The organism is Brachybacterium tyrofermentans (genome assembly GCF_039526165.1).
Taxonomy (GTDB): Bacteria; Actinomycetota; Actinomycetes; order Actinomycetales; family Dermabacteraceae; genus Brachybacterium; species Brachybacterium tyrofermentans.
Genome location: NZ_BAAAIR010000044.1, coordinates 78,638 through 104,695, shown reverse-complemented (window position 1 = coordinate 104,695; position 26,058 = coordinate 78,638). Strand labels below are relative to the sequence as shown.

The 26,058-nt window shown below is 70.2% G+C and carries 27 protein-coding genes; 9 read left to right on the top strand and 18 right to left on the bottom strand.

What is annotated here, in order from left to right; translation table 11 throughout:
• The first annotated feature begins 30 nt into the window (after positions 1–30).
• Positions 31–936: an aminoglycoside phosphotransferase family protein gene (locus ABD093_RS13475; RefSeq protein WP_343925142.1), complete on the top strand. Its 906-nt coding sequence runs from the start codon at positions 31–33 to the stop codon at positions 934–936.
• A gap of 146 nt (positions 937–1,082) precedes the next feature.
• A complete protein-coding gene (locus ABD093_RS13470) occupies positions 1,083–2,690 on the top strand; it encodes a peptide chain release factor 3 (RefSeq protein WP_343925140.1) in 1,608 nt (535 codons plus the stop codon).
• 67 nt (positions 2,691–2,757) lie between these two features.
• Here the strand turns inward: ABD093_RS13470 and ABD093_RS13465 are convergent, their stop codons facing one another.
• The 6 genes from ABD093_RS13465 to ABD093_RS13440 form a co-directional block, all read right to left on the bottom strand.
• Positions 2,758–3,381 (bottom strand): short chain dehydrogenase, encoded by a 624-nt coding sequence (locus ABD093_RS13465; protein WP_343925138.1) that lies wholly within the window; start codon positions 3,379–3,381, stop codon positions 2,758–2,760.
• A gap of 80 nt (positions 3,382–3,461) precedes the next feature.
• Entirely contained in the window at positions 3,462–4,484 is a 1,023-nt protein-coding gene (locus tag ABD093_RS13460; protein ID WP_343925136.1) for a S66 family peptidase, read from the bottom strand.
• A gap of 87 nt (positions 4,485–4,571) precedes the next feature.
• Positions 4,572–4,961, bottom strand: a complete 390-nt coding sequence (locus ABD093_RS13455) for a hypothetical protein (protein ID WP_193118779.1) — start codon at positions 4,959–4,961, stop codon at positions 4,572–4,574.
• Complete coding sequence (locus tag ABD093_RS13450) at positions 4,958–5,599, bottom strand: uridine kinase family protein (protein WP_343925134.1); 642 nt, start codon at positions 5,597–5,599, stop codon at positions 4,958–4,960. The genes ABD093_RS13455 and ABD093_RS13450 overlap by 4 nt, the downstream gene beginning before the upstream one ends.
• Before the next feature lie 47 nt (positions 5,600–5,646).
• Positions 5,647–6,141, bottom strand: a complete 495-nt coding sequence (locus ABD093_RS13445; protein ID WP_193118777.1) for a GNAT family N-acetyltransferase — start codon at positions 6,139–6,141, stop codon at positions 5,647–5,649.
• A gap of 21 nt (positions 6,142–6,162) precedes the next feature.
• On the bottom strand, positions 6,163–6,756 hold the full coding sequence (locus ABD093_RS13440) for a TIGR03086 family metal-binding protein (protein ID WP_343925132.1): 594 nt from the start codon (positions 6,754–6,756) through the stop codon (positions 6,163–6,165).
• Between the two features lie 152 nt (positions 6,757–6,908).
• Between ABD093_RS13440 and ABD093_RS13435 the strand changes: the two genes are divergently transcribed.
• Positions 6,909–8,987 (top strand): HelD family protein, encoded by a 2,079-nt coding sequence (locus ABD093_RS13435; protein WP_343925130.1) that lies wholly within the window; start codon positions 6,909–6,911, stop codon positions 8,985–8,987.
• A 68-nt stretch (positions 8,988–9,055) separates the two neighbouring features.
• Here the strand turns inward: ABD093_RS13435 and ABD093_RS13430 are convergent, their stop codons facing one another.
• On the bottom strand, positions 9,056–10,147 hold the full coding sequence (locus ABD093_RS13430; RefSeq protein ID WP_343925128.1) for an NADH:flavin oxidoreductase/NADH oxidase: 1,092 nt from the start codon (positions 10,145–10,147) through the stop codon (positions 9,056–9,058).
• A gap of 99 nt (positions 10,148–10,246) precedes the next feature.
• Between ABD093_RS13430 and ABD093_RS13425 the strand changes: the two genes are divergently transcribed.
• Complete coding sequence (locus ABD093_RS13425; RefSeq protein ID WP_343925126.1) at positions 10,247–10,564, top strand: ArsR/SmtB family transcription factor; 318 nt, start codon at positions 10,247–10,249, stop codon at positions 10,562–10,564.
• A 319-nt stretch (positions 10,565–10,883) separates the two neighbouring features.
• Here ABD093_RS13425 and ABD093_RS13420 read toward each other — a convergent pair whose 3' ends face one another.
• The 6 genes from ABD093_RS13420 to ABD093_RS13395 all read right to left on the bottom strand — a co-directional run bounded on the left by ABD093_RS13420 (position 10,884) and on the right by ABD093_RS13395 (position 16,740).
• Positions 10,884–12,107 (bottom strand): MFS transporter, encoded by a 1,224-nt coding sequence (locus ABD093_RS13420; protein ID WP_343925124.1) that lies wholly within the window; start codon positions 12,105–12,107, stop codon positions 10,884–10,886.
• A gap of 155 nt (positions 12,108–12,262) precedes the next feature.
• The gene (locus tag ABD093_RS13415) at positions 12,263–12,916 is read right to left on the bottom strand and encodes an alpha/beta hydrolase (RefSeq protein WP_343925122.1); all 654 of its coding nucleotides are present in this window, start codon (positions 12,914–12,916) and stop codon (positions 12,263–12,265) included.
• Between the two features lie 56 nt (positions 12,917–12,972).
• Positions 12,973–13,557, bottom strand: a complete 585-nt coding sequence (locus ABD093_RS13410) for a dihydrofolate reductase family protein (protein WP_343925120.1) — start codon at positions 13,555–13,557, stop codon at positions 12,973–12,975.
• A 228-nt stretch (positions 13,558–13,785) separates the two neighbouring features.
• Positions 13,786–14,748, bottom strand: a complete 963-nt coding sequence (locus ABD093_RS13405; protein ID WP_343925118.1) for a GlxA family transcriptional regulator — start codon at positions 14,746–14,748, stop codon at positions 13,786–13,788.
• A gap of 10 nt (positions 14,749–14,758) precedes the next feature.
• A complete protein-coding gene (locus ABD093_RS13400; protein ID WP_343925116.1) occupies positions 14,759–15,913 on the bottom strand; it encodes an MFS transporter in 1,155 nt (384 codons plus the stop codon).
• A 29-nt stretch (positions 15,914–15,942) separates the two neighbouring features.
• Positions 15,943–16,740 (bottom strand): class I SAM-dependent methyltransferase, encoded by a 798-nt coding sequence (locus ABD093_RS13395; protein ID WP_343925114.1) that lies wholly within the window; start codon positions 16,738–16,740, stop codon positions 15,943–15,945.
• Here ABD093_RS13395 and ABD093_RS13390 point away from each other — a divergent pair.
• Entirely contained in the window at positions 16,739–17,227 is a 489-nt protein-coding gene (locus ABD093_RS13390) for a TraR/DksA family transcriptional regulator (RefSeq protein WP_343925112.1), read from the top strand. The genes ABD093_RS13395 and ABD093_RS13390 overlap by 2 nt on opposite strands.
• A 14-nt stretch (positions 17,228–17,241) precedes the next feature.
• On the opposite strand, the gene ABD093_RS13385 is transcribed toward ABD093_RS13390, so the two are convergent.
• The gene (locus ABD093_RS13385; protein ID WP_343925110.1) at positions 17,242–18,189 is read right to left on the bottom strand and encodes an aminoglycoside phosphotransferase family protein; all 948 of its coding nucleotides are present in this window, start codon (positions 18,187–18,189) and stop codon (positions 17,242–17,244) included.
• On the bottom strand, positions 18,186–18,674 hold the full coding sequence (locus ABD093_RS13380; protein ID WP_343925109.1) for a GNAT family N-acetyltransferase: 489 nt from the start codon (positions 18,672–18,674) through the stop codon (positions 18,186–18,188). Before ABD093_RS13380 ends, ABD093_RS13385 begins: the two co-directional genes overlap by 4 nt.
• A gap of 383 nt (positions 18,675–19,057) precedes the next feature.
• Between ABD093_RS13380 and ABD093_RS13375 the strand changes: the two genes are divergently transcribed.
• A complete protein-coding gene (locus ABD093_RS13375; protein WP_343925108.1) occupies positions 19,058–19,573 on the top strand; it encodes a hypothetical protein in 516 nt (171 codons plus the stop codon).
• 135 nt (positions 19,574–19,708) lie between these two features.
• Here the strand turns inward: ABD093_RS13375 and ABD093_RS13370 are convergent, their stop codons facing one another.
• The gene (locus tag ABD093_RS13370) at positions 19,709–20,242 is read right to left on the bottom strand and encodes an AAA family ATPase (protein WP_343925107.1); all 534 of its coding nucleotides are present in this window, start codon (positions 20,240–20,242) and stop codon (positions 19,709–19,711) included.
• A gap of 109 nt (positions 20,243–20,351) precedes the next feature.
• Complete coding sequence (locus tag ABD093_RS13365; protein ID WP_343925106.1) at positions 20,352–21,428, bottom strand: aldo/keto reductase; 1,077 nt, start codon at positions 21,426–21,428, stop codon at positions 20,352–20,354.
• Between the two features lie 331 nt (positions 21,429–21,759).
• On the opposite strand from ABD093_RS13365, the gene ABD093_RS13360 reads away from it, so the two are divergent.
• Complete coding sequence (locus ABD093_RS13360) at positions 21,760–22,944, top strand: NAD(P)/FAD-dependent oxidoreductase (RefSeq protein WP_343925104.1); 1,185 nt, start codon at positions 21,760–21,762, stop codon at positions 22,942–22,944.
• A gap of 2 nt (positions 22,945–22,946) precedes the next feature.
• Entirely contained in the window at positions 22,947–23,747 is an 801-nt protein-coding gene (locus tag ABD093_RS13355; RefSeq protein WP_343925102.1) for an SDR family NAD(P)-dependent oxidoreductase, read from the top strand.
• A gap of 22 nt (positions 23,748–23,769) precedes the next feature.
• Here ABD093_RS13355 and ABD093_RS13350 read toward each other — a convergent pair whose 3' ends face one another.
• Positions 23,770–24,987, bottom strand: a complete 1,218-nt coding sequence (locus ABD093_RS13350) for an MFS transporter (RefSeq protein WP_241963906.1) — start codon at positions 24,985–24,987, stop codon at positions 23,770–23,772.
• A 143-nt stretch (positions 24,988–25,130) separates the two neighbouring features.
• Here ABD093_RS13350 and ABD093_RS13345 point away from each other — a divergent pair, with 143 nt between their 5' ends.
• Positions 25,131–26,018 carry a helix-turn-helix domain-containing protein gene (locus ABD093_RS13345; protein WP_114328672.1) on the top strand — a complete coding sequence of 296 codons (888 nt, stop codon included), beginning with the start codon at positions 25,131–25,133 and terminating at the stop codon, positions 26,016–26,018.
• Positions 26,019–26,058: the final 40 nt, after the last annotated feature.

The following is a 26,058-nucleotide window of genomic DNA, read 5'->3' as shown; positions in this document are numbered from 1 at the left end:
AGGCTATTGCAGCACGCGTACTCTGCACCGATGACGGCTTCGTGGGTGCCCTGCTCCGACTGGGATGCGCTCGGTGGCGGCGAGGGCGCAGCGACCGCCGGGGTGTGGCGCGCTCGACGCGACGACGGATCCTGGGTCGTCAAGAGGATCCGACGCGGCGACCCGAGCCGCGATCCGAGGTCCTTCCGGTGGTGGCGTCGCGAGATCGACGTCGCCTCATCGGGCATGACGGCGGCGTTCGACGGGCTCGTCGCACCCGAGTCCTATGTGCATGAGGACTCGGCGGGCGCGACCCTGTGGACCCGTGAGATCACCGTCGGCCCGATCCCGCCGCTGATTGCTGCGACAGCCCTGGGACGGTTCGCCACTGTCGGGATCGAGGACCCGGGATGGTTCGTGACCGGTCGGCTCCGCGACCGTGCACGCTTGGCCGAGGCCTCCGGTGTGGGGGCTGTCGATCTCGAGGGCGTCGACACCGGGATCCGACGGCTGGCGGAGGAGATCTGGTCGCGTCGATCGGGCGCCCTGACGCTGCTCGACGAGATGCCCCACGTGCTCTCGCACGGTGACGCCCTTCCGCGGAACCTGCTGCGCCACGACGCCGGGGTGGTCACCGCGATCGACTGGGACCAGCTGGGCCATGCCCCGATCGGTGCGGACCTCGCGACCTTCAGCATGTGGGTCGACGCTCCCGTGGAGTCTTTGCAGGAGAGCTATCTCGAGGGGGCGAGGTCTCTCGATATCGACCCCGGCCAGCTACGGGACAGTGTCGCGCTGACGTGCTCGATCATCGCGATCTCGCGCGCACTGCGCATGGCAGGTGGTGAGCAGTTCGAGGGGTATAGGGAGCGGTTCATCGCGGCAGTCCCGCAGTTCGAGCACGCCCAGAAGGTCCTCGGTGAAGGTGATGCAGGGTGGCAGAGTCACACGCCGTGAGTTGTGGCCGGCTCGAAGAGTGAGCGCGGTGGCCCTTCTCTTCTGAGTAGATCCGGTTGGTGTGCGCCGAGGGCTGTCCGTTGTGATCAGCGCGTCGATGGCGGTCCGTCCCTGGGGCATCCTCCGCCCCCGCACGTAGAGTGCTGATGATGCTCACTTCTCCGGACCCCACCTCGACCTCGCCCCGTGTGCTCGCGGAGGCGACGCGACGCCGCACGTTCGCGGTGATCTCGCACCCGGACGCGGGCAAGTCGACTCTCACCGAGGCGCTGGCGCTGCACGCCCGCCTGGTGGACAAGGCCGGCGCGACCCATGGCAAGGCGAGCCGTGCCGCGAGCCTCTCCGACTGGGGCGAGGTCGAGCGCGAGCGAGGCATCTCGATCACCTCGACCGCTCTGCGCTTCGACTACCACGACGTCGTCGTCAACCTGCTGGACACCCCCGGGCACTCGGACTTCTCCGAGGACACCTTCCGGGTGCTGACCGCGGTGGACTTCGCCGTCATGCTCGTCGACGCGGCCAAGGGCATGGAGGCCCAGACCCGCAAGCTCTTCGACGCCTGCCGGCGGCTCGGGCTCCCCGTGGTGACCGTGATCAACAAATGGGACCGGCCGGGGCTGGAAGCCCTCGAGCTCTTCGACGACATCCAGGAGGCCACGGGTCGCACGCCGGTCGCCGTGAACTGGCCGGTGGGATACGCCGGGGAGTTCCGCGGGCTGCTGGAGCCCGGGGCATCGACCTATCTGCGGCATGAGGTCGTCGCCTCCGGGGCGCGCCTGGCCCGCGAGGAGATCGTTGACGGTGCCACCGACAGCGGACTGGGCGAGGAGCTCTGGCATGAGGCGGTCGAGGGTGCCGGGGTCGCGGCCGAGCTGAACGGGACGTTCGAGGCCCAGCCGTTCCTCGACGGCGAGCAGACCCCCGTGCTGTTCGCCGCCGCCGCGGGGAACATCGGCGTGCGGTACCTGCTGGACTTCCTCCTCCATCGCGCGCCGGCGCCCCGCCCCCGGCCCGACGAGGCGGGGGTGGCCAGGCCGCTGGACGCCGAGTTCTCCGGCTATGTGTTCAAGATCCAGGCGGGCATGAACCCTGCCCACCGCGACCAGGTCGCGTTCGTCCGGGTGAACTCCGGCGTGTTCAGCCGAGGCATGGAGCTCCGTCATGCGCAGTCAGGTCGCCCGGTGTCCTCGAAGTACGCCCATCACCTCGTCGGACGCAGCCGAGCCACCGTCGATGAATCCTGGCCCGGCGACGTCGTCGGCTTCGTCAACACCACCGGTCTGCACGTCGGGGACACCATCCACGAGGGCAGTCGCGTCGTCTTCCCGGGCATGCCCCGCTTCGACCCGGAGCGTTTCCGCGTTGCCCGGTCCCTGGACACCGCGCGCCACAAGCGCTTCACCAAGGGCCTCGCCCAGCTCGAGGAGGAGGGCGCCATCCAGCTGCTCCGGGATTCGAACGGCAGCCCCGGCGGGCCGGTGCTCGCAGCGGTCGGCGAACTGCAGTTCGAGGTGGTCTACGAGCGGATGCGTCGTGAGTTCGGGGTCGAGATCGCGCTCGATCCGCCGATGCCGTACAGCCTGTCGCGCCCCTTCGCGCGCTCCGAGGTCTCCACGATCGCGTCGATCAGCGGGGTCGAAGTGCTCTTCCGACCCAGCGGCGAGCCCGTCGCGCTGTTCCCCGACCGCTGGCGGCTCTCGCGCGTGCAGGAGAAGCACCCGGACGTCTTCCCGGAGCGGGTCTCGCGCGGCTGACGCCTGCGGAACACCCGGGCGGGCGCCCGAGGAGCCGTCCGGGGCATCTCGCCCGGGCCAGGGATCCTCAGACGATGATCGTCCGACCGGTGTCCACCCCGTCGACCGCACGGACGAACGCCCTGGCCACCTCCTCGTCGGAGACGGGCCGGTGGCCGGGGAACGTCGCGTGGAAGTGCGGGGAGTTCTCGAGCACGTCGGGGGAGACGACGTTGAGGCGGATGCCGCGCGGTGCCTCGGTCGCCGCGGTGGTCACGAACGACTCGATCGCCCCGTTGGCGGCCGCGGCGGCCGCGGCGGTGGCGATCGGTTCGCGGGACAGGACCCCGGACGTGAGCGTGACCGAACCGTCGGCGTTCAGATGGTCGAAGGCATGGCGGACCACATCGAGCTGCCCGAGAGTCTTCACGGCGAACGCGTCCGCATAGTCCTCGCGCGTGAGCTCGGTGACCGGCTTGAAGGGCACGCCACCGGCGGTGACGACCACGGCGTCCAGCGGACCGACCGCGTCGAACAGCGCGGCGACCGACGCTGAATCGGCCAGATCGACCGACGGCTCGCTCGACCGGGAGGCGCGGACGACCTCGTGCCCCTGCTTCTCGAGCGCGGACGCTGCGACGCGGCCGATGTTCCCGGTCGCCCCGATGACGAGCACCTTCATGACGGTTGCCTTCCGACGGACTGGATGCATGGCACCGACCTTGCGAGGCCAGCTGACGAGGGCGAAGGTATCACTGCGAGATCGGTGTGCTGCGACGGAGGGCACCGTTCTCAGGCGAGCGTCTGGGTCAGGCGTGACGTCTCTGCGGTGTGCTCGACCCGGCACAGCGCCCCGTTCACCAGCGGCATGTACGGCGCGATGTGGCCGCACTCGACGTCGGCGAGGAGCGGCACGCCCAGGGAGCCCAGGGCGTCGATGACCGCCTCGTGCTGGGTGAGGGTCTCGAGGGACGGCGCAGGAGTTCGTCCGACGAGGATGGCCGAGGCGCCGTCGAAGAACCCGCTGAGTCGCATGCCGTGGAGGTTCCGGCAGATCTCGGCCGCGTCGTCCCCGGTGGCCTCCACGTAGAAGATCAGGCCGTCACCGGCCGCGGCCAACGGTGTGGGGTCGAGATAGCGGGTGCCGGCGAGGTTCGAGAGGGTCTCGATGCATCCTCCGAGGAGACGGCCCGTCACGTCGACGTCACCGCCCAGGGAGTCCAGCCGGCACCAGCTGCCGGGGGTGTCGAGCACGTACTCGTCGACCTCCGGGTGCTCGACGTAGTCCACGAAGCCGTGTCGGTAGGCACCGGGGGAGGACTGCGTGACCGTGGATCCGACGGGCAGCTGCACGAGGTCGAGCCATCCGAGCAGACCCTCGGGGATCGCGTACGGGGTGTCCAGGAGGTTCTGACCGTGGACTGTGGCCCATCCCGTGAGCAGGGTCAGCGGGGTGATGAGCGTGGAGATGTCGGAGAACCCCACCACCCACGTCGGCTCCGCTGCGGCGATCGCCTCCCAGTCGAGCAGGGGGATGACGTCGATGGCCAGCTCGCCGCCCCAGGGCGGGACGATCGCCCGGAGCGACGGGTCCACCAGCATCCGCTGGAACTCCGCAGCCCGCTCCGCGGCCGGCGCGCTCACGAGCGTCGACCCGTCCATGCAGGAGCCGATCTCGACCTCGAAGCCGGCATCCCGAACGACCTGCACGGCGACGTCCAGGCGGGGCTGCAGCTCAGCGGGCACCCCGGAGGACGGGCTCGTCACGCCGACGACGTCGCCGGGCGTCAGCGGGGCGGGGAAAGTTGGACTCATCCGGCTGATCCTAGCCAGCGGCCGAAGCTACGCCCAGCGCACGGCAGCTGCCCGGTATGAGCCATTCCGCCCGACGGCATTGGTCGGCTACGGGGTCCATCGCTGGGAGAAGTAGTCCGCTTGCACGGAGAGCACGTCGGTCTTCGGCTCTGCCGTCAGCCACGTCGTGCGCGGGTCAAGGAACGTCCCGGGGATCTCGAGCTGAGGGGTCGCCCCCAGCTCCTGGGCGAGCTCGGCCGGCGACTGGCCAGGTGGGGGTTGCACCGAGAACGTCACCCAGCAGCCTCCACTCCCGCAGTCACGGCTCTCACCGACGATCGTGGCGCCGTCGGGAAGCGGGATGTCGGACGCGGAAGGCACATCGCCCTCCGTAGCTCCCATGAACTGCACCGCCACGCGGCCTCCGTAGAGCAGGGCGAGGATCGCGACGACGACGATGGCGATCGTCCACACCCTTCGCCGCGTCGTCGCGGTCATCGCGTCGGACCCTCGGGCATGGCTGCTCCGGGAGTGCTCTCCGTGGACGCACCGGCGCCCCGCCAAGCCGGCAGGACGTAGAAGAGGTCAGCATGGTCCCGGGGTGAGAAGTTCTGTTCGAAGTCGCGCTCGTTCGGGATCCAGACGTCGTGCCACAGAGCCACATGGTTCCGGCCGAGCGCTCGATCCCGGGCGAGGCCGCGGCGGGCAGCGACCTCGAGCTCGACATCGCACCAGATCCGGATGTCGAGGTGCGCGAGCGCTTCGGGGTGGAAGAGCCCGATGAGGTCGACGACGAGGAGATCGGTGCGCGGGATCGGTTCGGGGTCGGCCAAGGCACGGGTGGACCAGTCGAAGCGACGGAAGGTGCTGGGCAGATCAGCACGGAAAGGCTCCAGGACCTCCGTGACGAGGCGTGCCCGATCGACGCCGTCCCAGTCGGTCGAGCGCTGGTGCGAGCGGGATGGATCGAGGAAGTCATCGCCGCGCAGTCGCACCGCACCGGAGAGCGAGCCCACCAGGTCACGGGCCAGGGTCGACTTCCCGGATCCGCAGTATCCCGAGATCCCGACGACGAGCGGGTGCCGAGCCGCGCGACGGCGCGAGGCGATGTGCTCGAGGAGGTCGTCGCGATCCATGCGCCGAGTGTAGGCGCGGCACCCGGCTCGAGCCCTCGACGATCGAGCTACTCCGCCGCGTCGGCCGGCCTTTCGAAGATGACCCGCGATGCCGCAAACCCCTGTGCCTCGAAGAAGCGGTGGGCGTCGGTGTTGAAGGACCACGAGTCCAGGCGGATGGTGCTCGCGGAGGCCTGCCGTGCACGCTCGGCGATCTCGTCCATGAGGAGCTCGCCCACGCGCTGGCGGCGGGCACCCGCATCCACCGCGATGTGATGGACGTACATGGCCGTGTGCGCGAGCTGGAAGGGGGATTCGGGTCGCGAGGTCACCTCCGCCAGCAGGTATCCGAGAGCGTGACTGTCGAGGTCCTCTGCGATGAGCACGATGAAGTGATCGGCGAGGCGCGCGGTCAGGAACTCACGCAGCGCATCGCCATCAGCGGGTCGGAACAGATCCGGTCGGCCCTCGGCGTGGAGAGTCTGCACCTGGGCGGCGAGACCGGTCAGCGCCTCGACGTCGTCGCTCGTGGCGTCGCGTACGCGGATCGCGGGGCTGTCCATGGCTCGAGGGTAGCGGTGTGCTCAGCGCTCGCGCGCCGCCCCCAGCCAGGACGGGTCGCGGCCGGTCAGGCCGAGGAGGCGGTCCATCGCCGGTGCAGTCTCCGGCACCGGCTCGCGCGGGGCGAAGAGCCTCTCGCCCTCCGGCATCGGCGGCAGCGAGGACAGGAAGTCGATGAGGGCGAGCACATCGTCCTCGGGGGCGTCGAACGGCTGACCGGTGGCGCGGGCGAGCTCCCAGCCGTGGACCACGAGCTCGTCGAGCACGAACATCCCTGCTGCGGAGGCCAGCAGGGGCACTCCGCCCTCGACCGTCTCCCCCTGCCACGCGGAGGGCGGCGCCCAGGCACGGGCCAGGTCGGCCAGCTGGACGGGGATGCGCTCGCGCCAGTCGGGGCGCAGCAGATCCGCGTCCCCGTCGCGCAGCTCGGATTCGGGCACGGGCTGCTTCCGGGCCGCTGCCTGCAACCCGGTGGACAGGCCGTCGATGTGCTCGAGGAGATCGCCGACGAGGTATTCCGTCGACGGGGTCGGATGCGTCAGGGAGTCCGTTGGAACGCCTTCGACGATGGAGGCGATCGCGTCGGCGGCGGGGCGGAGGTCTCGCGGTTCAGCCATGGTGACATCGTGGCAGATGTCGTCACGGTGCGCGCCGAGATGTCCTGCTCACGGGCAGAGCTCCCGGGGAAAGTCAACGTTGTGCATCTGCCGCCCGATCCCCATAGTTGGTGGGGGTCAGAACGGCGGGGTGCATGGGGGAGCAGATGAGCATGGCAGGTCAAAACGAGGATCAGGCGATCCAGGCAGAGATCGAGCAGCGCGCGCTGGAGGGGATGTACGCGCATCTCGACGCCGATCTGCAGGCACGGGAGACGGCGCGGGACCGCGTGCTGGCAGAACCGGCGGAGGGCCCCGCGGGCACCCACGCGCGGGACCTCGAGTTCCATCGGCTGCAGGACAGGATCGGTCAGCTGCGTGCCGCGGAGCAGGGCCTGTGCTTCGGTCGCATCGACCGTGCGGAGGGCGGCGGGAGCCTGCACATCGGACGGATCGGGATGCGGACGGATACCGGGGACATCCTCCTGGTGGATTGGCGCGCGGAGGCTGCGCGGCCCTTCTACGCGGCGACGATGGCCCACCCGATGGGCGTGCGGAAGCGCCGCCACCTGCGGGTGCAGCAGCGTCGGGTCGTGGACCTCAGTGATGAGATCCTCGACGGCAGCCCGCCGCTCCCGGAGGACGTCGTGGGCGACGGCCCGCTCGTCGCCGCGCTCGGCGGGGCGCGCACCGGGCGCATGCGCGAAGCGGCCTCGACCCTCCAGACGGAGCAGGACCAGATCGTCCGCTCACCGCACCGCGGGGTCATGGTGGTCGACGGCGGCCCCGGGACGGGCAAGACCATCGTGGCCCTCCACCGCGCCGCCTACGTGCTCTACGCGTGGCCGTCGGTCGCCGGCCACGGGGTGCTCGTGCACGGGCCGAACCAGCGGTTCCTGACCTATATCTCCGACGTGCTGCCCTCGCTCGGCGAGAACGACGTGCAGCTGTCGACCCTGTCGGACCTCGTGCAGGTGGACGCGCAGCGCACCGAACCCGATCACCTCGCGCGCCTCAAGGGCCGCGCCGAGCTCGCGGACGCCCTGGCGACGTGGGTGCGCGACCGGGAGCCGCACGGCGTGCCGCTCGGGCTGCGCACCGCGCACGACGCCCTCGTCCTGGACGCCGGCCTGGTCGATGCGGCACGGCGCTTCGCGCTGCAGGGCGGGATCGGCCACAACCCCGCCCGCGAGCTGTTCACCGAGGCCATCGTCGAGGACCTGGTCACCGAGCTGGAAGCACGGTCGACGCAGGAGGACGCCGACTTCGAGCACGAGGCCAAGGCGCTGCTCGGGATCAGCTTCGACCGCCTGGCCGCGAAGGATCTCGGGGATTCCGGAGCGGGTCCCGCGAGCAGCACGGCGTCTGCCCTCGACATCGACTGGGACGCGATCCGCGACGAGCTGCTCGAGGATCCCGGCATCGACCGCGCCGTGGAGCAGATCTGGCCACGGCTGGAGGCCGAGCACGTGGTGCGCGGCGTGCTCGGTGATCCGTCGGCGCTCGCGGCGATGCTCCCGGACGCCGCTGCCGAGGAGCTCGCGCAGATCGCGGACGACGCCCCGGGGGAGTGGTCCACTGCCGATCTCGCCCTGCTCGACGAAGCGCGAGCCCTCGTGGACGGACCGCCCGGCGAGACGTTCGGCCACGTGGTCGTCGACGAGGCCCAGCAGCTCTCGCCGATGCACTGGAGAGTGCTGATGCGCCGCTGCCCGGCGCGCTCGATGACAGTGGTGGGCGACCTCGCCCAGGCGGGCCCGACCACGACGGTGCGGACCTGGGCCGACGCTCTGGAGCCGTTCGTCCAGGACCGGTTCCTCCACCACGCCCTGACGATCAACTACCGCACCACGGCCGAGATCCTGGAGACGACCCGGCCGCTGCTGGCGAGGATCGCCCCGGACCAGCAGCTGTCCCGCTCCATCCGCCACGGCGAACCGCCGCGGACCGTCACCGCGGAGCGCGGCGACGTCGAGGCCGCGCTCCACTCCCTGATCGGTGAGCTCGGCGCCGCGCACCCGGGGGAGCTGATCGGCGTCGTCGCGCCCGCCGCCGAAGCCGCGGCGCTCGAGGCGGCGCTGAGCTCGACGGGAGTCACGGTGCTCGGTGCCCCGGAGGCCCGCGGCCTCGAGTTCGACACCGTGCTCATCGTCGACCCGGCCGCCATGGAGAACGCCGGGGACGCGGGCCTGCGCGACCTGTACGTCGCGCAGACCCGCGCCACCCAGCGCCTGATCACGCTCGTGCCGTGATCCTCAGCGGCGCTGATCCCTCGCGTCCGGGGTCAGCGCCGCGAAGGGCTCGTCGTCACGGTCCATCGTCACAGCGCGTAGGCGTACTGCTCGATGAACCGCGGGGTCGTGCCGAGCTCGCGGGCCGCGTGGTTGGCCCAGGAGGGATCGCGGAGCATCTCGCGCCCCACGAACACGGCGTCGGCCTCGCCGTCGCGGATCAGCTGGTCGGCGCGCGCGGCGTTCTTCACCCGGCCGACGGCCGCGACCTGCACGTCCGTGTCGCGGCTCAGGCGCGCGGCGTAGCGGGTCTGGTAGTCCTCATCGTGCGGGATCGGGACGACGTCGGAGCCGCCCGAGGAGGCGTCGACGAGGTCCACGCCGTGCTCGCCGGCCCATGTGGCCAGCTGGGCGGACTGCTCGTAGGTCCAGCTCTCGCGGGCGTCCTCGGGGTTCTCCTCCACCCAGTCGGTGGTGGAGATGCGCAGGAAGACGGGCTGGTCCTGCGGCCAGACCTCGCGGACGGCGTCGATGACCTCGAGCACGAGCCGCGCCCGGCCGGCGAGGTCGCCGCCGTACTCGTCGGTGCGCTGGTTCGCGAGCGGGGACAGGAACGAGTGCAGCAGGTAGCCGTGCGCCGCGTGGATCTCGGCGACCTGGAAGCCGGCCTCGAGGGCGCGGCGTGCCGCGTCGGCGAACGAGGTCACGACGGCGGCGATGTCCTCCCGGCTCATCTCCTGGGGGACGGGGCCGCCGGGGAACGCGACGGGGCTGGCCCCGTGCGGCGTCCACCCGAGGGCGTCGGCACCGAGCCAGGCGCCGCCCTCCCAGGGGCGCCCGGTGGAGGCCTTGCGCCCGGCGTGCGCGAGCTGGATCCCGGCGACGGCGCCCTGGGCGCGGATCGCGGAGGCGACCCGGGCGAAGTCGGGGATCTGCGTGTCGTCCCACAGGCCCAGGTCGAACGGGGAGATCCGTCCCTCGGGAGCCACGCCGGTGGCCTCCAGCACCACCAGGCCCGCCCCGCCGGCGGCCCGCGCGGAGTAGTGGGCGAGGTGGAAGTCCGTCGGACGGCCCGCGGCAGTGGCCGACGGGTCCGCGCTGTAGGTGCACATGGGGGACATCCAGGCCCGGTTGGGGATCTCGAGGCCGCGGAGCTGGATGGGGGTGAACAGGGTCGTCACGGGAGACGCCTCCAGGGGATTGCCGGTTAGTACGACGGGAAGCGTACTACGGGAACCCTAGTACTATGGGTGCTCGTTCCGACCGACCAGGAGGCGGCAGTGCGTACCCTCGATCACCCTGACGTCCAGGAGATCGCCCTCGACCAGGTGCTCTCCGCGCTCGCGGACCCGATCCGGCGCACGATCGTCGCCCAGCTCGCCGATGGGCACGACGATCAGGCCTGCATCGCCTTCGAGCTGCCGGTCACCAAGTCGACCTCCACCCATCACTTCCGTGTGCTGCGCGAGGCCGGCGTTATCTCGCAGCGCTACCGGGGGACCGCCATCCTCAACTGCCTGCGCGAGGACGACCTCGCCCAGCGGTTCCCGGGCCTGCTCGACGCCGTGCTCGCCGCGGAGGCGCCGACGGCCAGCTGATCTTCCGGGCGTGTGGCTAACGGATCGGGGTCTCGCCTCGGCTCCGGCTCACCGGGAAGGCCGGAGGAGGTACGTCCGGGAGCGCCTCACTGTATGCACTGAGCGTCTCACTGTAGAGAGTGACGTCCTCACTGTAGAAAGTGACGTCCTCACTGTGCAGAGTGAGGCCGTGGCTCGAGCGGAAGGTCTGTCAGCGCCGGGTCGTCACGAGCCGCTGCGGAATCGTCGCGCAGATCGAACCCGTCGTCCCGACGATCTCGCTCTCCGTGTCGCGCTCTGATGGAGCACGGCCCGGACGGAGCGAGCGGTCGGCCCGGGATCAGCTGATCGAGCGTCGACGCATCGCGACGATGCACGCGGCGCCGAGCAGTGCCAGCGGAGCGATGACCAGGGAGAGTGTCGGGCCCGCGGCCTCCACCGTCATCCCGGCGGCGGCGCTGCCGAGGGAGACCGCCACCAGGTTTGTCGCGATCATCGAGGTGTAGGCCACGGTCAGTCGCGATCGAGGCACCGTGATGTCCAGGAGGGCCGACATCGCGATTCCGGCGGGCGTGCTCATCGCTCCCAGCAGGAACATCGCGCAGAGTGCCAGTGCCGGCCAACTGACCAGTGACGCGAGAAGCGCTGCGGCGCAGGCTGCGAGGACCAGGGACAGCAGCAGGTGCTGGCGAAGGGTTCCGGGCCAGTTGCGGCTGCCGTAGAGCATGCCCGAGCTCAGATCGCCGACTGCCAACGCGGTGAAGGCGACACCGACGAGAGCAGGGTTGGCCGCGTCGAGCGCCGCAGGCACGCCTACGGCGATCACGCCGGTGGAGATTCCGAAGCCCGCCATCCCCAGCAGGACCGTGACGTAGCCGCGGGTCAGCAGCGCCGGGTCTGTGCGACCTGAGCGTGCTGGCGGGGGGCGCATCGGCTGTCCCGGGGACGATGCCAGCAGCTGAGCCGCGGGGCGCGTTGGGCGTGGCAGCCCGGCCACGCACACGGTTGACGCCGCGACGAGACCGGCGATGACGAGGAAGGCGTAACCGCTGTACCGCAGCGGGGAGAAGGCGGCCGCTGCGAGCGGTCCGCAGGCCATGCCCGCCTGGAACGTCACGGCGATGGCCGAGTACATCCGCAGATGAAGGCGTTCGGGGTAGAGGGCCGGCACGGCAGCGCGGACGACACCGGTGACCGCGGGGAGTGAGAGTCCGGCCAGGAGGAACAGCCCGAGGTAGACCCCCTGGTGGGTCGAATGCCAGAACACCGCAGAGCTGAGCGCGAGGCAGAAGATCGCGGAGGCCGGGTAGAGGACGCGAGTCGCGGAATACCGATCGATCAGTCGACCTTGGGCGACGAGGCCGAGTGCATTGCCCAGGGAGAATGCCCCGACGACCAGGGCGGCCGGGGCGTAGCTGCCCAGGCGAGCAGCGACCATCTGCAGTGCGGCCAGGTTCACCGCCCCGATGGCAGTCGCGCAGATGAGCACGGCCAGGAGGCCGAGTGCGCCGCGACGGGACGAGTTGACGGGCGTCGATGTCGACGTGGAGGGCTGTAGTGGCATGACGGAATCCTGGAGATTCCCACCCACCCGAGAGACGTACTCTCTATGCCGCGAGACTACCAAGACGCGGTGATCGGCGATCGAGATCCTGGCGCCTCGAACCCGGGGCGAGGGCTCGAGATCGCGGTGACGGTGAGGACGTCAGGACGCTCTGGTCAGAAGCTGGTGATGATCTGGGCCAGTACCTCTGGCTGCGAGATGTACGGCGAATGGCTCGTGGCGACTGTCTGACTGGTGGTGCAGCGCTCCGCCATACGGCGCTGCAGAGCCGGATCCACGGCTCGGTCCTCCGAGCAGACGATGTAGTTGCTCGGAGCGCTATTCCACGTCGCGTGCTGAACGATCCCCCGACCGTGGCCGCCTGCCTGGGGCACGAGCAGTGCGGCGCCTCGTTCAGCGTCGCGAGGAGAGCAGTCGGCGTAGAACAGCTCGATCGCGTCCTCAGGATCGATGCAGGAACCGCCCGACGGATGCGGGCGAACCCACGGGTTGATGAGGGCGTCCGGGCCGCCCAGCTCTGCGCAGGACTCGCCCACATCGGGGACGAACGCCGCGACGAAGACCTGCGCACACCCGCCATGAACATCCGCGATGACGGCGCCGCCGTAGCTGTGGCCCAGGAGGACGGGTGTGCTCTCGCAGCCGTCGACCACCTCCTGGACCGCGGCGACGTCTTCGGCGAGGGAGCCGCGATGCAGGCGCGGGATGTGGACGATCGCTCCCTCGCGCCGCAGCACGCCGGCGAGCTTCTCCATGTGGGCGGGCTGATGGAAGAGGCCATGCACCAGGACGACGTCGGGCGGGTTCATGAGTTGCAGTAGACCATGGTCCCTTGGCGGTCTCTCCGGCCGATGGCCGATCGAGGTCAGCGCACGGCGTCGTAGACGAGCTTCACCACGCCGTTGGAGTAGGTGGCGCTGTCGCGCAGCTTCAGATCCCGTCGCTCGTGCTCCGAGGTGGGCAGAGCCCGCTTCCCCGTGCCCAGCAGCACCGGGAACAGCAGCAGGTGGTAGCAGTCGATGAGATCCGCTTCGGCGAGACGGCGGGCGAGCTCTGCGCTGCCGTGGATGAAGATCGCGCCACCAGCGCCGTGCTCGTCCCGCTTCACCTCCGCGACGTCCTCCGTGCTGCGGAGGATCCGGGTCTCGCCCCAGCCGTCGACCAGATCCGCCTCGTCGAGCGAGCTGGAGACGACGAGCTTCGGGATGTCCTGGTAGGCGGCGTGATCCGGGGAGCCGTTCCACTCCGGCGCGAAGTCCTCGTAGCTGCGCCGGCCGAACATGAGTGCGGACGTCTCGGCGATCTCCTCGCCCTTCAGGGAGAAGGCCTCAGGGTCCATCGGTGTGCTGAGGACCCAGCCGCCCTGCGGATGCCCCTCGACCACGCCGCCGGGGGAGTCGACGATGCCGTCGAGCGTCATGAAGCCGGTCCAGACCAGTTCGCGAGTCATGATGTTCCCTTGGGGGTCGTGATGGCCGGAGGGCGTCCTCGCCCGGGCGTTCGATGCGCCGAGGCCATCCTCTGAACAGTAGTCGGAGCCAGCCCTCAGCGCAGGGGGCAATCCGCCGAGAGCGTGCCGCCGGGCCGGGCGGTGTGCCGCCCAGCAGGGAGAGTTCGAGGCACAGCCCTGCCCGTCAGCGCGGTGAGCGTTGCACCTCTCCCCCGGCCGGACGCCTGATCACGGATGCGCCCCTTCCTGGAAGGCGTCCCGATAGGCCGTGGGGGAGGTGCCGATGATGGCGCCGAAGTGTCGACGGAGGTTGGTGTCGGAGCCCAGTCCGGACGCCTCCGCCACCTGGGTGACGGTGAGGTCGGTCCGTTCGAGGAGCTCGCGAGCGTGGTCGATGCGGGCGCGGAGCACCCACTGCATCGGGGTGATCCCCGTATCCGCGGTGAAGCGTCGGGAGAAGGTGCGGGGCGAGACGTTGGCCTGCTGCGCGAGCGCGGCCAGCGAGAGATCCTCCCGGAGATGTTCGAGAGCCCAGGCACGGGTGGCCGCGAAGACGTCGCCGAGAGGTTCGGGGATGCTGCGGGGCACGTACTGCGCCTGGCCGCCGCTGCGGTAGGGGGCGCTGACGAGTCGTCGTGCGACGTGGTTCGCGAGTGCGACGCCGTGGTCTCGCCTGATGAGGTGCAGGCAGAGGTCGATACCGCTTGCCGCGCCGGCGCTGGTGAGGACCTGACCGGCGTCGACGAAGAGCACGTTCTCGTCCACGTCGATCTTCGGGTAGCGCTCGTGGAGGACGTGCGTGTAGTGCCAGTGCGTGGTGGCGCGGTGGTCATCGAGCAGCCCTGCGGCGGCGAGGGTGAATGCGCCGGTGGAGATGGCTGCGATCCGGGTGCCGCGGTCGTGTGCTGCTTGGAGGGCGGTGATCACCGTGGGTGGGGTGGTGGTGTCGGCTGGGTTCCGGTAGCCGGGCACGAGGACGGTGTCTGCCCATGCGAGGACCTCGAGGTCATGGCTGACGGCGTAGGCCAGTCCGTTCCATCCGTCGACCGTGCCGACCTGTTCGCCGCAGACCCGTACTTCGTAGGGCATGCTCGGCCGTTTCGCGAAGACGTGCGCCGCGATTCCGACGTCGAGCGCCTTTGCTCCTTCGAGGACGAGCACTGCTACGCGGTGGTCTCGAACGGCATTCATGGGCGTGAATCTAGCGCGCATCGAGCGACTCCCGGGAACGGGTCTGCGCAACCATGATGAGAACGCCCCCGACGATGACAAGCAGGACGATGACGGCAGCGGCTCCGTACACGGCACGATACGGATCCGGAAGGACTCCGAGCGCGGCGATGAGTAGACCCGCCAGGACGGCGCCCACTCGGCGCGTGTTCGTGAACAGTCCCGACGCCAGTCCCGGGCTGGGGAAGACGTCCTGAAAGACGGTCAGGCCGACGCCCGCGACCACGGCAAAGAACCAGGCGTTCAGCGGCTGCAGGGCCAGCAGCTGCCACGGCTCGTGAACAAGCGTAGCGAGCCCGTAGTAGAGGACTCCAGCGGCCCAACCGGTACCAAGGAGTCTTCGGGCCCGGGTTCGTTCGTGGAGGCGGCCGATGATCATCAGCGCGGGGACTTCCAAGAAGGCGGCGGCCCCGAGGACGACGCCCGCCCAGATGATTGGGGCGTGTAGGTCATGAGTGACGAACAGCGTCGCTACCGTGACGGTGGCGATGTTCGACGCCTGCAGGAGGATGAAGGCCGTGACGGCTGCCCAACGGGACCATCCGCGTAATTGCTTGAGCAGGCTCGGACGAGGCGTGTCGTCCTGCCTGAGGTTCGGGGTGCGTCGGCGCAGGAGTAGCAGCGCCGTGACAACGTTGACCAGGCTGATCCCGGCAAGAAGCAGCAGCACGGCAGGTGTTCCGGATGCGCCCGCGATCAGGGTCGCGAGCGGTGGGCCAATCACCCAGGCGAACGAGACGATCGCGCGGGTGCGGATGACCTGAGCGGGCGGTGCGCCCTCGTGCCGCAGCTGCGCGAAGAGCAGAGTCGATCCCACCCCGGTCGGGCCGCCGAGAACCATGAGTGCGATCACCGCGATTGGCAACGACGTCGTCACCGCGAGGACCACGACCAGGCCAACCCCGCCGAGTGCACAGAATACGAGCGGGCGAAGGTAGTCGCCCGACCTGTCGGCCAATGTCGGGATGACCAGTGAGGCGATGAAACCGCCGAGGTTGTAGAGGCCCAGCACCCAGCCGACCTGTGACGGCGTTGCACCATAGAGCGTGACGAGGAGAACCGCGAGGAGGGGGTTGAGAACTGCGAACTGGAGGGCCCAGAACCATGCGGCTGCCGGCCAGAGCACTCGCCCGTGTCGCAGGAGACGGCTACCCGTCACCGTTGCCCCACGACGAGCCGGAGGGAGCCATCGAACGTCGGCTGGGTACGTAGATGCCCATAATGGTCATCCCACGCCCCCGACGCGAGATCTGCCTGGAGCGTCCTCACGAAGCGCTCCTCGATGTCCGAGCCCATGAAGCTCCACGCCGAGTTCGCGCGGCGCGCGCCGGGATCCAGGAGCGCTTCGGGCCGGCCGTAGTAGGCCTCGGAGAACCCGTCGACGCAGGCCAGCGGGATCGGGAGCTGCTCGACCGTCACCGTTCCGCCGAGCCCGGACCGCACATCGGAGATCGAGGGATAGCGGCTTGCCTCGGTCGCGATCACCTCGGGCGCGTACTCGTGGAGCCACGAGCGTTCCAGAGCGGTCGGATCGCAGGTGAGGACCACGACCGGGCCGCGGGTCACCCGTCGCACCTCGCGGAGCCCGCTGCGCAGGTCCCGCCACTGGTGCACGGTGAACGACGCCAGCGCCGCGTCGAAAGTGCAGTCGCCGAACGGCAGATCCTCCGCGACGGCGTCCACCGCGGGAACTGCCCCGGCAGGACGCTGCGCGCGCATGGCGGCGCTGGGCTCGACCGCTGTCACCTCGAGGTGATCCGGTTCGTAGGAGCCGGCGCCCGCCCCGACGTTGAGCAGGTTCCGCGCGCCGTCGAGGGATGCGTGGATGGCGTCGACGAAGGCGGGCTCGGGCCGACGGTACCGGGAGTAGCCGGATCCGATGGTTCCGTAGTCGGCGTCTCCCGCACTGCCGTCTCCGCCGCGGCGGTCGGTGGCTGTTCGATTCTCTGTCATGACGCCACTCCACCGCAGCACCTGCCCCGGCGCCAGCGGCAGCGCGGACACCGGCCGTACAGATCGCGCCAACCCTGACGGGCGCGAGAGCGGCGTCGGACTCTCGGAGCACACTGTCTCCATGGAGGATCCTTCGCAGAAGTCCGACGCGACCCGGGGTCGGGCCGCCCAGCTCGCCTCGCGCCGCCGCGAGGTGCAGGCGCAGCTGGACGAGGTCGAGCGGGAGCTCGCAGCGCTGCGCCGTACCCGCGAGGGTGCGTCGGACGACGACGAGCACGACCCCGACGGGGTGCCGCTGTCGGAGCAGTGGTCTCGCCTGGAAGGGCTGCGGCTCGCGCGGACCGAGGCGCTCGCCGGGATCGACGAGGCGGAGGGTCGCCTGGGACGGGGCGAGGACGGGAGCTGCCGACGCTGCGGAGCCCCGATCGCCCCGGCCCGGCTGGCAGCCCGTCCTGAGGCCACGACCTGCATCGACTGCGCCTCGTGAGCCGCTGCTGAGGATCAGCGGGCGCTCGGATTCTCCCGACGTAGCGCGTCGGCGCAGCGAGTTGCCCTGCGCAGTCGCTCGATGTTCACGGGGTCACCCTGGTGCTGCGCTTCCCAGTAGAAGGAGGCGACGAACCGCGCGAAGGAGATGTCGAGGGCGACCGCAAGGTCGGCTCCCGCAGCCGTGCAGAATGCCTGAACTGCCTCAGCCATCGCTGAGACCGGGTCCGAGGACTCCACGATCCATGGCAGCAGACTCCGCAGGATGGTGTGCGCTTCGTTTTCGACAGGTCCGGAGAGGAAGCCGGGATCGATGGCGATCCACGTGCCGTCGGAGCGGCACATGATGTTCTCGAAGCTGAGATCGCCATGGGTGAGCAACTCGGATCGAACGCGACCCAGCCGCTCCACGGCGTGGGCGGCGGCGGTGAAGGTCTCCTGGTCCACGGCATCGCCGTCCTGACGAGCCGCTTCGTGCTGCGCCTCGAGCTGCGTGAGCCAGCGCCCTGCTCCATCGGCGAGCTGGGGCGCGTCACGCGGCGCCGGGGAGTCAGCGAGAGTACGAGCGACGTGTCCCGCGACGGAGGCTGCCCTCAGGGAATCCATGCGTGTGCTCGCTCCCGCGAGAGTTGGCCCGGGGACGAATTCGAGGAGCAGCGCGCTGCGCGCGAGGTCCGCGTCGTAGACCTCCACGGCGCCGTGGCCGGCGAGCACGGAGAGTGCTCGGTGCTCGGCACCGGCATCCGCGATCGGGGAGACCAGCTTCAGAGCGGCGGGACGACCGTCGGACAGTGTCACGGGAAGGACGATGCCGGCGCCGCCGAAGGACGGTGGTCCCGCCGGCTCGAGCTGCCAGAGCCGGGCGACGTCGGAGCAGATCTCAGCGACGGAATCCAGCCAGGGACGGCAGGCGGCGTCGTCCTGCGCGAGCAGCCGGGCGCGGAACTCCTCGGACGGCATCATGCGCGCACCGGGGGCGCGATGGTGAAGGTCTGCTCGATGTGTCCGTCCGGGTGCACGACCTCGTCGAAGTGCACGGGGATCGCGCGCCGCCAGAATCGTGTCGCGGGCGTGTTGGTGGCGAGCTGGGTGATCGACCAGGGTCCCGGGAACGCCTCGAGGATCGTGCGCGCCGCCTGGGTTCCCACGCCGGTCCGACGGTGCTTTCGCAGCACGAAGAACTCCGCCATGCGTGACGGGTTCCCGCTGCGGACCAGCGCGAAGCCCGCGGGGTGGCCGCCCACGCGAATCAGGAAGGCGTGGCGGTCCGAGGCGCGCCAGTACTCCTCCAGCCAGGCGTAGTGGAACTCGCCGCGCTCGTCGACGTCGTACCCCGCATGGTCGGAGAAGTCGTAGAGGTTGAGCTGGAGCAGGCGCGCCAGCAGCTCGTGATCCGCCTCGACGGCGCGCGCGATGACCAGGGAGTTCGGGGCGTCCGGAGAGGTCATCCGGTCATGGTAGGTCCGGCCTGCTACGGCCGCACCGGAGTTTCCAGGGCTTCGGCGGGCCTGACGCGGCGCATCGACACCTCCGTCGGGGGAGCGCATTGACCGCACGCCGTATCGGGAGTGTCGCCGCGGACGAGAAGTTCACGCACTGTTCACGGAGCGCCCGGACGGCAGCGGCACGGCGCGGTCGAACCGATAGCCAGCCGTCAGAGAGGTCTCTCTGCAGGTCACAGATTCGCGAGGTCCACTGGAGCGACTTGTCGGGAGTGGCTCGCCGAGCCGACCTGCGCACTTGTGATCTGCCCGACACCGCGCATAACGTTTCGGTCACGGGCAGATTGCTCGGTCGGCGTGCGGCCGACGGACACGATGGGAGTTCCGTCATGACTGAACAGAACAACTCCGGACAGTTCGGCGCTCAGGACGAGGGGCAGCAGGGCGGCGGCTTCGGCGGCGGCCAGGACCAGCAGAGCCAGCAGAGCCAGCAGAGCCAGAGCCAGGGGGGCCAGGGCGGCTTCGGCGGTGCCGATTCCGGCCAGGAGCGCGACCAGGGCCAGGGCGGTGGCTTCGGCGGCGCCGGCCAGAACCAGGACCAGGGCGGCGGCCAAGGTGGTCAGGGCGGTATCGGCGGCGCGGACGCCGGCCAGGGCCAGCAGAGCCAGGGTGGCGGCCAGGACCAGAACCAGCAGGGCCGAGGGCAAGGCCAGAGTGACAGCCAGGGCGGGTCCTCCCAGCAGGGACAGGGCGGCTTCGGCGGTGTCGACTCCGGTCAGGAGCGCGATCAGGGTCAGGGTGGTGGCTTCGGCGGTGCCGGCCAGAACCAGGATCAGGGCGGCGGCCAGGGTGGTCAGGGCGGCGTCGGCGGCTCCGACTCCGGCCAGGGCCAGGGCGGCTTCTGACGACGAGCCGATAGGCGCCGAGAGCGCCTGCGTGACGACGAGGGGCGGCCCGCAGGGCGCCCCTCGTCGGGCGTTCCGATCCGATGTGCCCCTGAGCGGTGCACGTGCCCAGATGTGTTCACAGCGGCATGGGCGTTAGGGCAGGGATGTCTTCCTTCGCTCCCAGCCCACGTCCGACAGGACCGCGTCCAGAGCGCTCTCGGCGGAGACAGTGGCGTCGAAGACGATCTCCGGCAATGTTGTAACCGGATCGAAGGGTCGGTGCCAGGAGCTCACCTGCTCCTCGCTCACCTCGGAGGCCAGGCTCTTGGTGCGGTGACGACGCAGGGTCTCGGCCAGGTCGAGGTGATAGCGGTAGCAGCGGCTCACGCCGGCATGGTCTTCCACGAGGCGCGTGAGCATCTCACCGTAGGACTCGGAGTGCAGGATCCCCTCGACGACCACGTGCAGGCCATGGTTCAGCGCGAACCGTGCCGATAGGTCGATGTACCCGACGCTCAGGGACTCGGGATGGTCGCGCACGTGGAGGATCTCCCGGCGCAGGACATCGTGGCTGATGATGGCGATGCCTCGGGGCCGCGCCTCTCGAATCGCGTGGGCTAGCAGGGTCTTCCCGCTGCCGGAGTTGCCGCGGATGATGATGAGTCGCGAATCTGTCGTACCGACCATGTCGAGGCTGCTCTTTCGTCCAGATCCTTCTCCCTCGCTGACGACGGCCCCGGGTGAGGTCCTGCAAAGTTCCCCGTAGGCAGGCGGCATGCCTCTCGGTGCCCCGGTGTCACCCATCCTGGCGAGCATCCAGCGCGCGTTGGTGCTCCCGGTAGAACTCGGTCTCGGCCGGCTCGGGGCGGTCCTGACCGTTGAGCAGGCGATGCCACAGCGGGTAGTAGGCCGGTTGCTGCGAGGCCAGGGTGATCCGGTCCCGGGCCTCCTGGGGGAGCGTGAGGTCGGCGGCGGCGAGATCCTCCTGGAAATGCTCGAAGGACCGCGCCGCGATCACGGTGCCGTCCACCCCGGGGCGATCGAGGATCCACGAGATGACCACCTGGGGGATCGTCCACCCCAGGTCACCGGCGATCTCGTCGAACAGCTCGATCAGGTCGTAGGCGCGGTCCCAGTCCGTCACGTGCGGCTCGGGCCAGCCGGCGCCCTGCCGCGTATCGGAGGGGGTCTCCTTGCCTCGGCGCACCTTGCCGTTCAGCAGTCCCTCGCCCAGCGGGCTCCAGCCGAACGTGGCGACGCCCAGGTCGCGGGCGGCCGGGATGATCTCGTACTCGATCTCCCGCGCCTCGGGCGTGTAGTAAACCTGCTGCGCGACGGGGGCCTCGAGACCGGCCTGCCGCGCCTCGTAGACCGTCTTGGTGAGCTGCCAGGCGCTGTAGTTGGACACGCCCCAGTAGCGGACCTTGCCGGCGCGGATCAGATCGGTGGCGGTCTGGATGGTCTCGAGGATCGGGGTCTGACCGTCCCACTGGTGCATGTACAGCAGGTCGAGGTGGTCGGTGCCCAGCCGCTGCAGGCTGTCCTCGACCGCGCGGGTCACGTGGTACCTGCTCGCGCCGGAGTCATTCGGGCCCTCGCCCGTGGAGGTGCGGGCTTTCGACGTGAGGATGATGTCGTCGCGGCGCGTCCCCAGAGCCTCGCCCAGGACGCGCTCGGAGTCGCCGGCCGAGTAGATGTTCGCCGTGTCGAGGAAGTTCACGCCGCAGGAGAGGGCCTCGTCGAGCTGCCGACGAGCCTCATCCACCGAGAGTCCGGCGATCTTCTCGAAACCGCCCCCGGACCCGAAGGGGATCGTCCCCAGGGCCAGACGGGAGACGTAGAGACCGGAGTGGCCAAGACGGATGTGGTCCATGGGATGCCTTCCTCTCGCGCAGCGGCGGGTGATCGCCCGTGCGGGACGAGCCGCGTGGCCCCGACGGTACGTCACCCCCATGCCGACGTCACGGGTGCGGTCCGGGCGGTCGGACGGGCTGCGCAGAGACCACCAGGCTCGGCTGACCTGCCGGTCCGCGCTCGCGCCGCAGCCGGTGAGCAGGTGATCGGGGTGCTCCTCGTGCCCGAGCGCTCGATGCGCGACGGCAGAGTGAGACCGAACGGTCGATTTCCCGCTCAAGGGTCGAAGTTCGCGCGCCGAACGTGTCTACTCGGGGCACAGCGACGCCGCGACGAAGGAGATCTCTGAGATGACCTCGTACGACTATCTGATCATCGGCGGAGGCCAGGTGGCGGACGACGCCGCCCGGGCGCTTCGCGAGCACGATGCAGTGGGCACCATCGGCATCGTGAGCTCCGACGAGGACGCTCCCTACACCCGGCCCGCCCTGACCAAGAAGCTGTGGATCGACCCGGACTTCGGTGAGGACTCCGTCCCGCTGAACACGGCCGAGGACACCGGCGCCGACCTGCGCGTGCGCACCGTGGTGACCGCGATCGACCCGCCAGCGAAGCAGGTCGAGCTCGAGGGCGGTGAGCGGATCGACTACGGGAAGCTGCTGCTGGCCACCGGCTCGGAACCGCGCCGGCTCGACGGCCCGGAGGACGAGCGCATCATCCACTTCCGCAGCTTCGCCGACTACCGCACCCTGCGTCACCTGATGACCGACGGGGCCCGCGCGGTGGTCGTCGGCGGCGGATACATCGGTGCCGAGGTCGCCGCGTCGCTCTCGCTCAACGGCGCCCACGTCACCCTCGTCTTCCCCGATGACGTGCTCGGCGCCTCGCAGTTCCCGCCGAGCATCGCCGAGCGCTACCAGAAGCTGTTCACCGACCACGGCGTCGAGCTGCGCCCCGGTCGACGTGCGGAGGCGCTCACCGTGCAGGACGACGCGGACGTCGGCGTGACGCTCGACGACGGCACCGCCGTCGGCGGCGACATCGTGGTGGTCGGCCTGGGTGCCGAACCCCGTCTCGACCTGGCCCGCCAGGCCGGGCTGAAGGTCTCCGAGGGGGTCGTGGTCGACGAGCACCTGCGCACCTCCGACCCGTCGATCTGGGCGGCCGGCGACATCATCGAGTACCCCGACGCGATCCTGGGCGTCACCCGGATCGAGCACGTCGACCACGCGCGCGAATCCGGCGCGGCCGCGGGGCGATCGATGACCGGGTCCGATGCCACCTACGAGCACACCCCCTACTTCTACTCGATGGTCTACGGGGTGCGCTGGGAAGCGGTGGGCACCCTGGATCCCTCCCTGGAGACCCTCGAGGTGCACCACGACACCGCCCACAGCGTCGTCTACTACCTCGACGACCACGGGCGACCCGTCGGCGTGCTGATGTGGCAGATCGACGGGGCACGGGACGCCGCACGCACGGTGATCGCCGACGCGATCACGGACCGGGACCTGCTGCGAGGGAGCATCGGCTGACCATGGATCTGAACATCACCGGCAAGAAGGCACTGATCACCGGAGCGGACTCCGGCATCGGCTGGCACACCGCCCAGGAGCTCGTGCGCGAAGGCGTCACGGTGTTCCTCACCGACCGCGACCCCGGCGAACTCGCCCGGGCCGCGGAGGCTCTCGAGGCACCGGAGGGCCAGGTGCTGCACCACGCCGCCGACGTCACCAGCCTCGAGGAGATCAGCGCGCTGGACGCGGCGGTGCAGGGGGCCATCGGCGACATCGACATCCTCGTCCACGCCGCCGGGGTCACCGGGGCGCAGGGGCTGTTCCACGAGATCGACGACCAGGGCTGGGTGGACACCCTCACCACGGACCTGCTCGGCGCCGTGCGCGTCACCCAGCAGTTCCTGCCGGCGCTGCGTCGGGGCGGCTGGGGCCGCCTGGTGTTCCTCACGTCGGAGGACGCCGTGCAGCCCTACGACGACGAACTGCCCTACTGCGCCTCCAAGGCCGGTCTGCTCGCGCTGTCCAAGGGTCTCTCGCGCACCTATGCGCGGGAGGGTCTGCTGGTCAACGCGGTCTCCCCGGCCTTCATCCACACCCCGATGACCGACGCGATGATGGACAAGCGCTCTGCGGAGCTCGGCGTCGACCGCGATGAGGCGATCCGTTCCTTCCTCGAGGAGCAGCGGCCCCATCTCGCGCTCAAGCGCCGGGGCGAGCCCGAGGAGGTCGCCGCGGTGGTCGCCTTCCTGTGCTCGGACCGGGCCTCGTTCGTCACCGGCTCGAACTACCGGGTCGATGCGGGGTCGGTCGCGACGATCTGACGAGCCGACGGCAGCGGGGTCCTCACCGGGCCGGTGCGGCAGACTCCGCGGGAGCGCGTGAGGTGCTGTGCCGGCCCGCCGCGCCGATGATCAGCAGGCCCACCAGGGTGAGCAGGGCGCACGCGAAGAAGGTCGCGCGCTGGCCGAGGACGGTCGCACCGCCGAGCACGATCAGCGGCCCGGAGAGGACCGCGCCGACGCGTCGGGTGTTCATGTACAGCCCGGTGGACAGACCGGGCCGCGGGATCATCTGCTGGAACAGCGTGAGCCCCACCCCCCCGATGCCCGCGAAGCACCAGGCGTTGAGCACCTGCAGCGCGATCAGGAGGAACGGCCCCGTCACGGCGGCGACACCCAGGTAGTAGACGATCCCGGCGAGGCAGCTGGTGACGATGAGGCCCAGGCTCGAGTACCGCTCGGTGAGCCGGCCGACGATCATCAGCGCCGGCACCTCGAGACCGGCGGCGACACCGAGAGCGACCCCCGCCCACACCACGTCGATCCCTACGGTCTGCGGCACGTACACGGCGAGGAACGACATGCTGGTCGCGTTCGTCGCCTGCAGCAGCACGAACGCCGCGGTGACGAGCACGACCCCGATCTTCCCGAGCGGCAGCTCCTCGTCGGCCGGTGCGGGCGTCGAGGGGTCGTCGGCCGAGAGCGCGGCGCGGTGACCGCGGATCATGAGCATCGTGGTGGCGATGTTGGCCAGGGCCACGAGGCCGATCGCGAGGAGGATTGCGCGGGGTCCGAACCAGCCGATGATCAGCGTCGCCATCGGTGGGCCGGCGACCCACGCGACCGAGACGATCGCGCGGGTGTCGACGATCTGGGAGGGCCGCGCACCGGCATGGCGCAGGTGCGCGAACAGCATGGAGATGCCGACACCGGCCGGGCCGCCGACCACCACCAGGACGATCGTGACCAGGGGAAGCGTGGTCACCACGGCGAGCACCAGCACGAGCAGCAGGGTGAGCGCGCCGCTGAGCAGCATCGGCCGCAGATAGTCCAGGTGACGATCCGCCCAGGCGGGCACGACGAGGGAGGCGATGAAGCCACTGACGTTGTAGATCGCCAGCACCCAGCCGATCTCTGCCGTGGTCGCGCCGTAGAGGGTGGAGAGGATCAGCGCGAGCGAAGGGCTGAGGAAGGCGATCTGCAGTCCCCACATCAACGCGGAGGTCGGCACCAGGAAGCGGTTCAACGGGAAGGTCCTCGGGTCGGGCGGTGTGGTGGTCAACTGCGGGCGCCCTGCGACGACCGGTGCGTCGCCAGGGCGGTGGTGGCACCGTATGTCCTCCGGATGCCGAGGTGCGAGGAACGGCTGATCCGTGTACTGGCAGTTCCTCCTTGCCGCGTCACGGCAGCCCTACCGTGGGGTGCATGGACCATCGAGCAGAGGTGTCGGAGTTCCTGCGCACCCGCAGGGACCGGATCACGCCGGAGCAGGCAGGCATCATCGGCGGCTCCCGGCGTCGCGTGCCCGGCCTGCGCCGGGAGGAGGTGGCGTTGCTCGCCGGCGTGAGCGTCGAGTACTACGCGCGGATGGAGCGCGGTGAGCTGGCCGGGGTGTCCACCGAGGTGCTGGAGTCGATCGCCCACGCCCTCAGGCTCGATGAGGCCGAGATCGATCATCTGGCGGACCTGGCGCGCACCGCTGGCCCGCGCCCTGTCCGCAAGCGCAGGAAGCCCAGTGCGCGCGGTGTGCCCCCGGCGTTCCAGCGCTTCCTCGATGCGGTCACCGGTGCTCCGGTGTGGGTCCGGGACCGACGGATGGACTTCGTGGCCGCCAATCCGCTGGGGCGGGCCTTGTATGCACCGCTGTTCGAGGACCCGACGGGCCGGGCGAACACGGCACGGTTCACGTTCCTCGACCCCGCGGCGCGCACCTTCTTCCTGGAGTGGGAGGAGAACGCGGACAGCATCGTGGCGACGATGCGCACCTATGCCGGGCAGAACCCCCTGGACAAGGGCTTGACGGACCTGATCGGCGAGCTCGTGACCCGCAGCGACGCCTTCCGGCAGCGCTGGTCGGTGCACGACGTGCGCCATCATCGCGGCGGAGTGAAGCGGCTCCATCATCCGGTGGTCGGGGACCTCGAGCTCAGCTACGAGGCGATGGACCTGCCGGCGAACCCCGAATGGTTCATGTTCGCCTACACGGCGGAGCCCGGCACTCCCTCCGAGGAGCGGCTGAGGCTCCTGGGCAGTCTCGCCGTCACCGAGCAGTCGGCCGAGGCGGCCAGCGACGACGGAACGGCGCGGCGCTGACAGGCGCACTCACCGTCGGCCCTCCCGCGGAGCGCTTTCG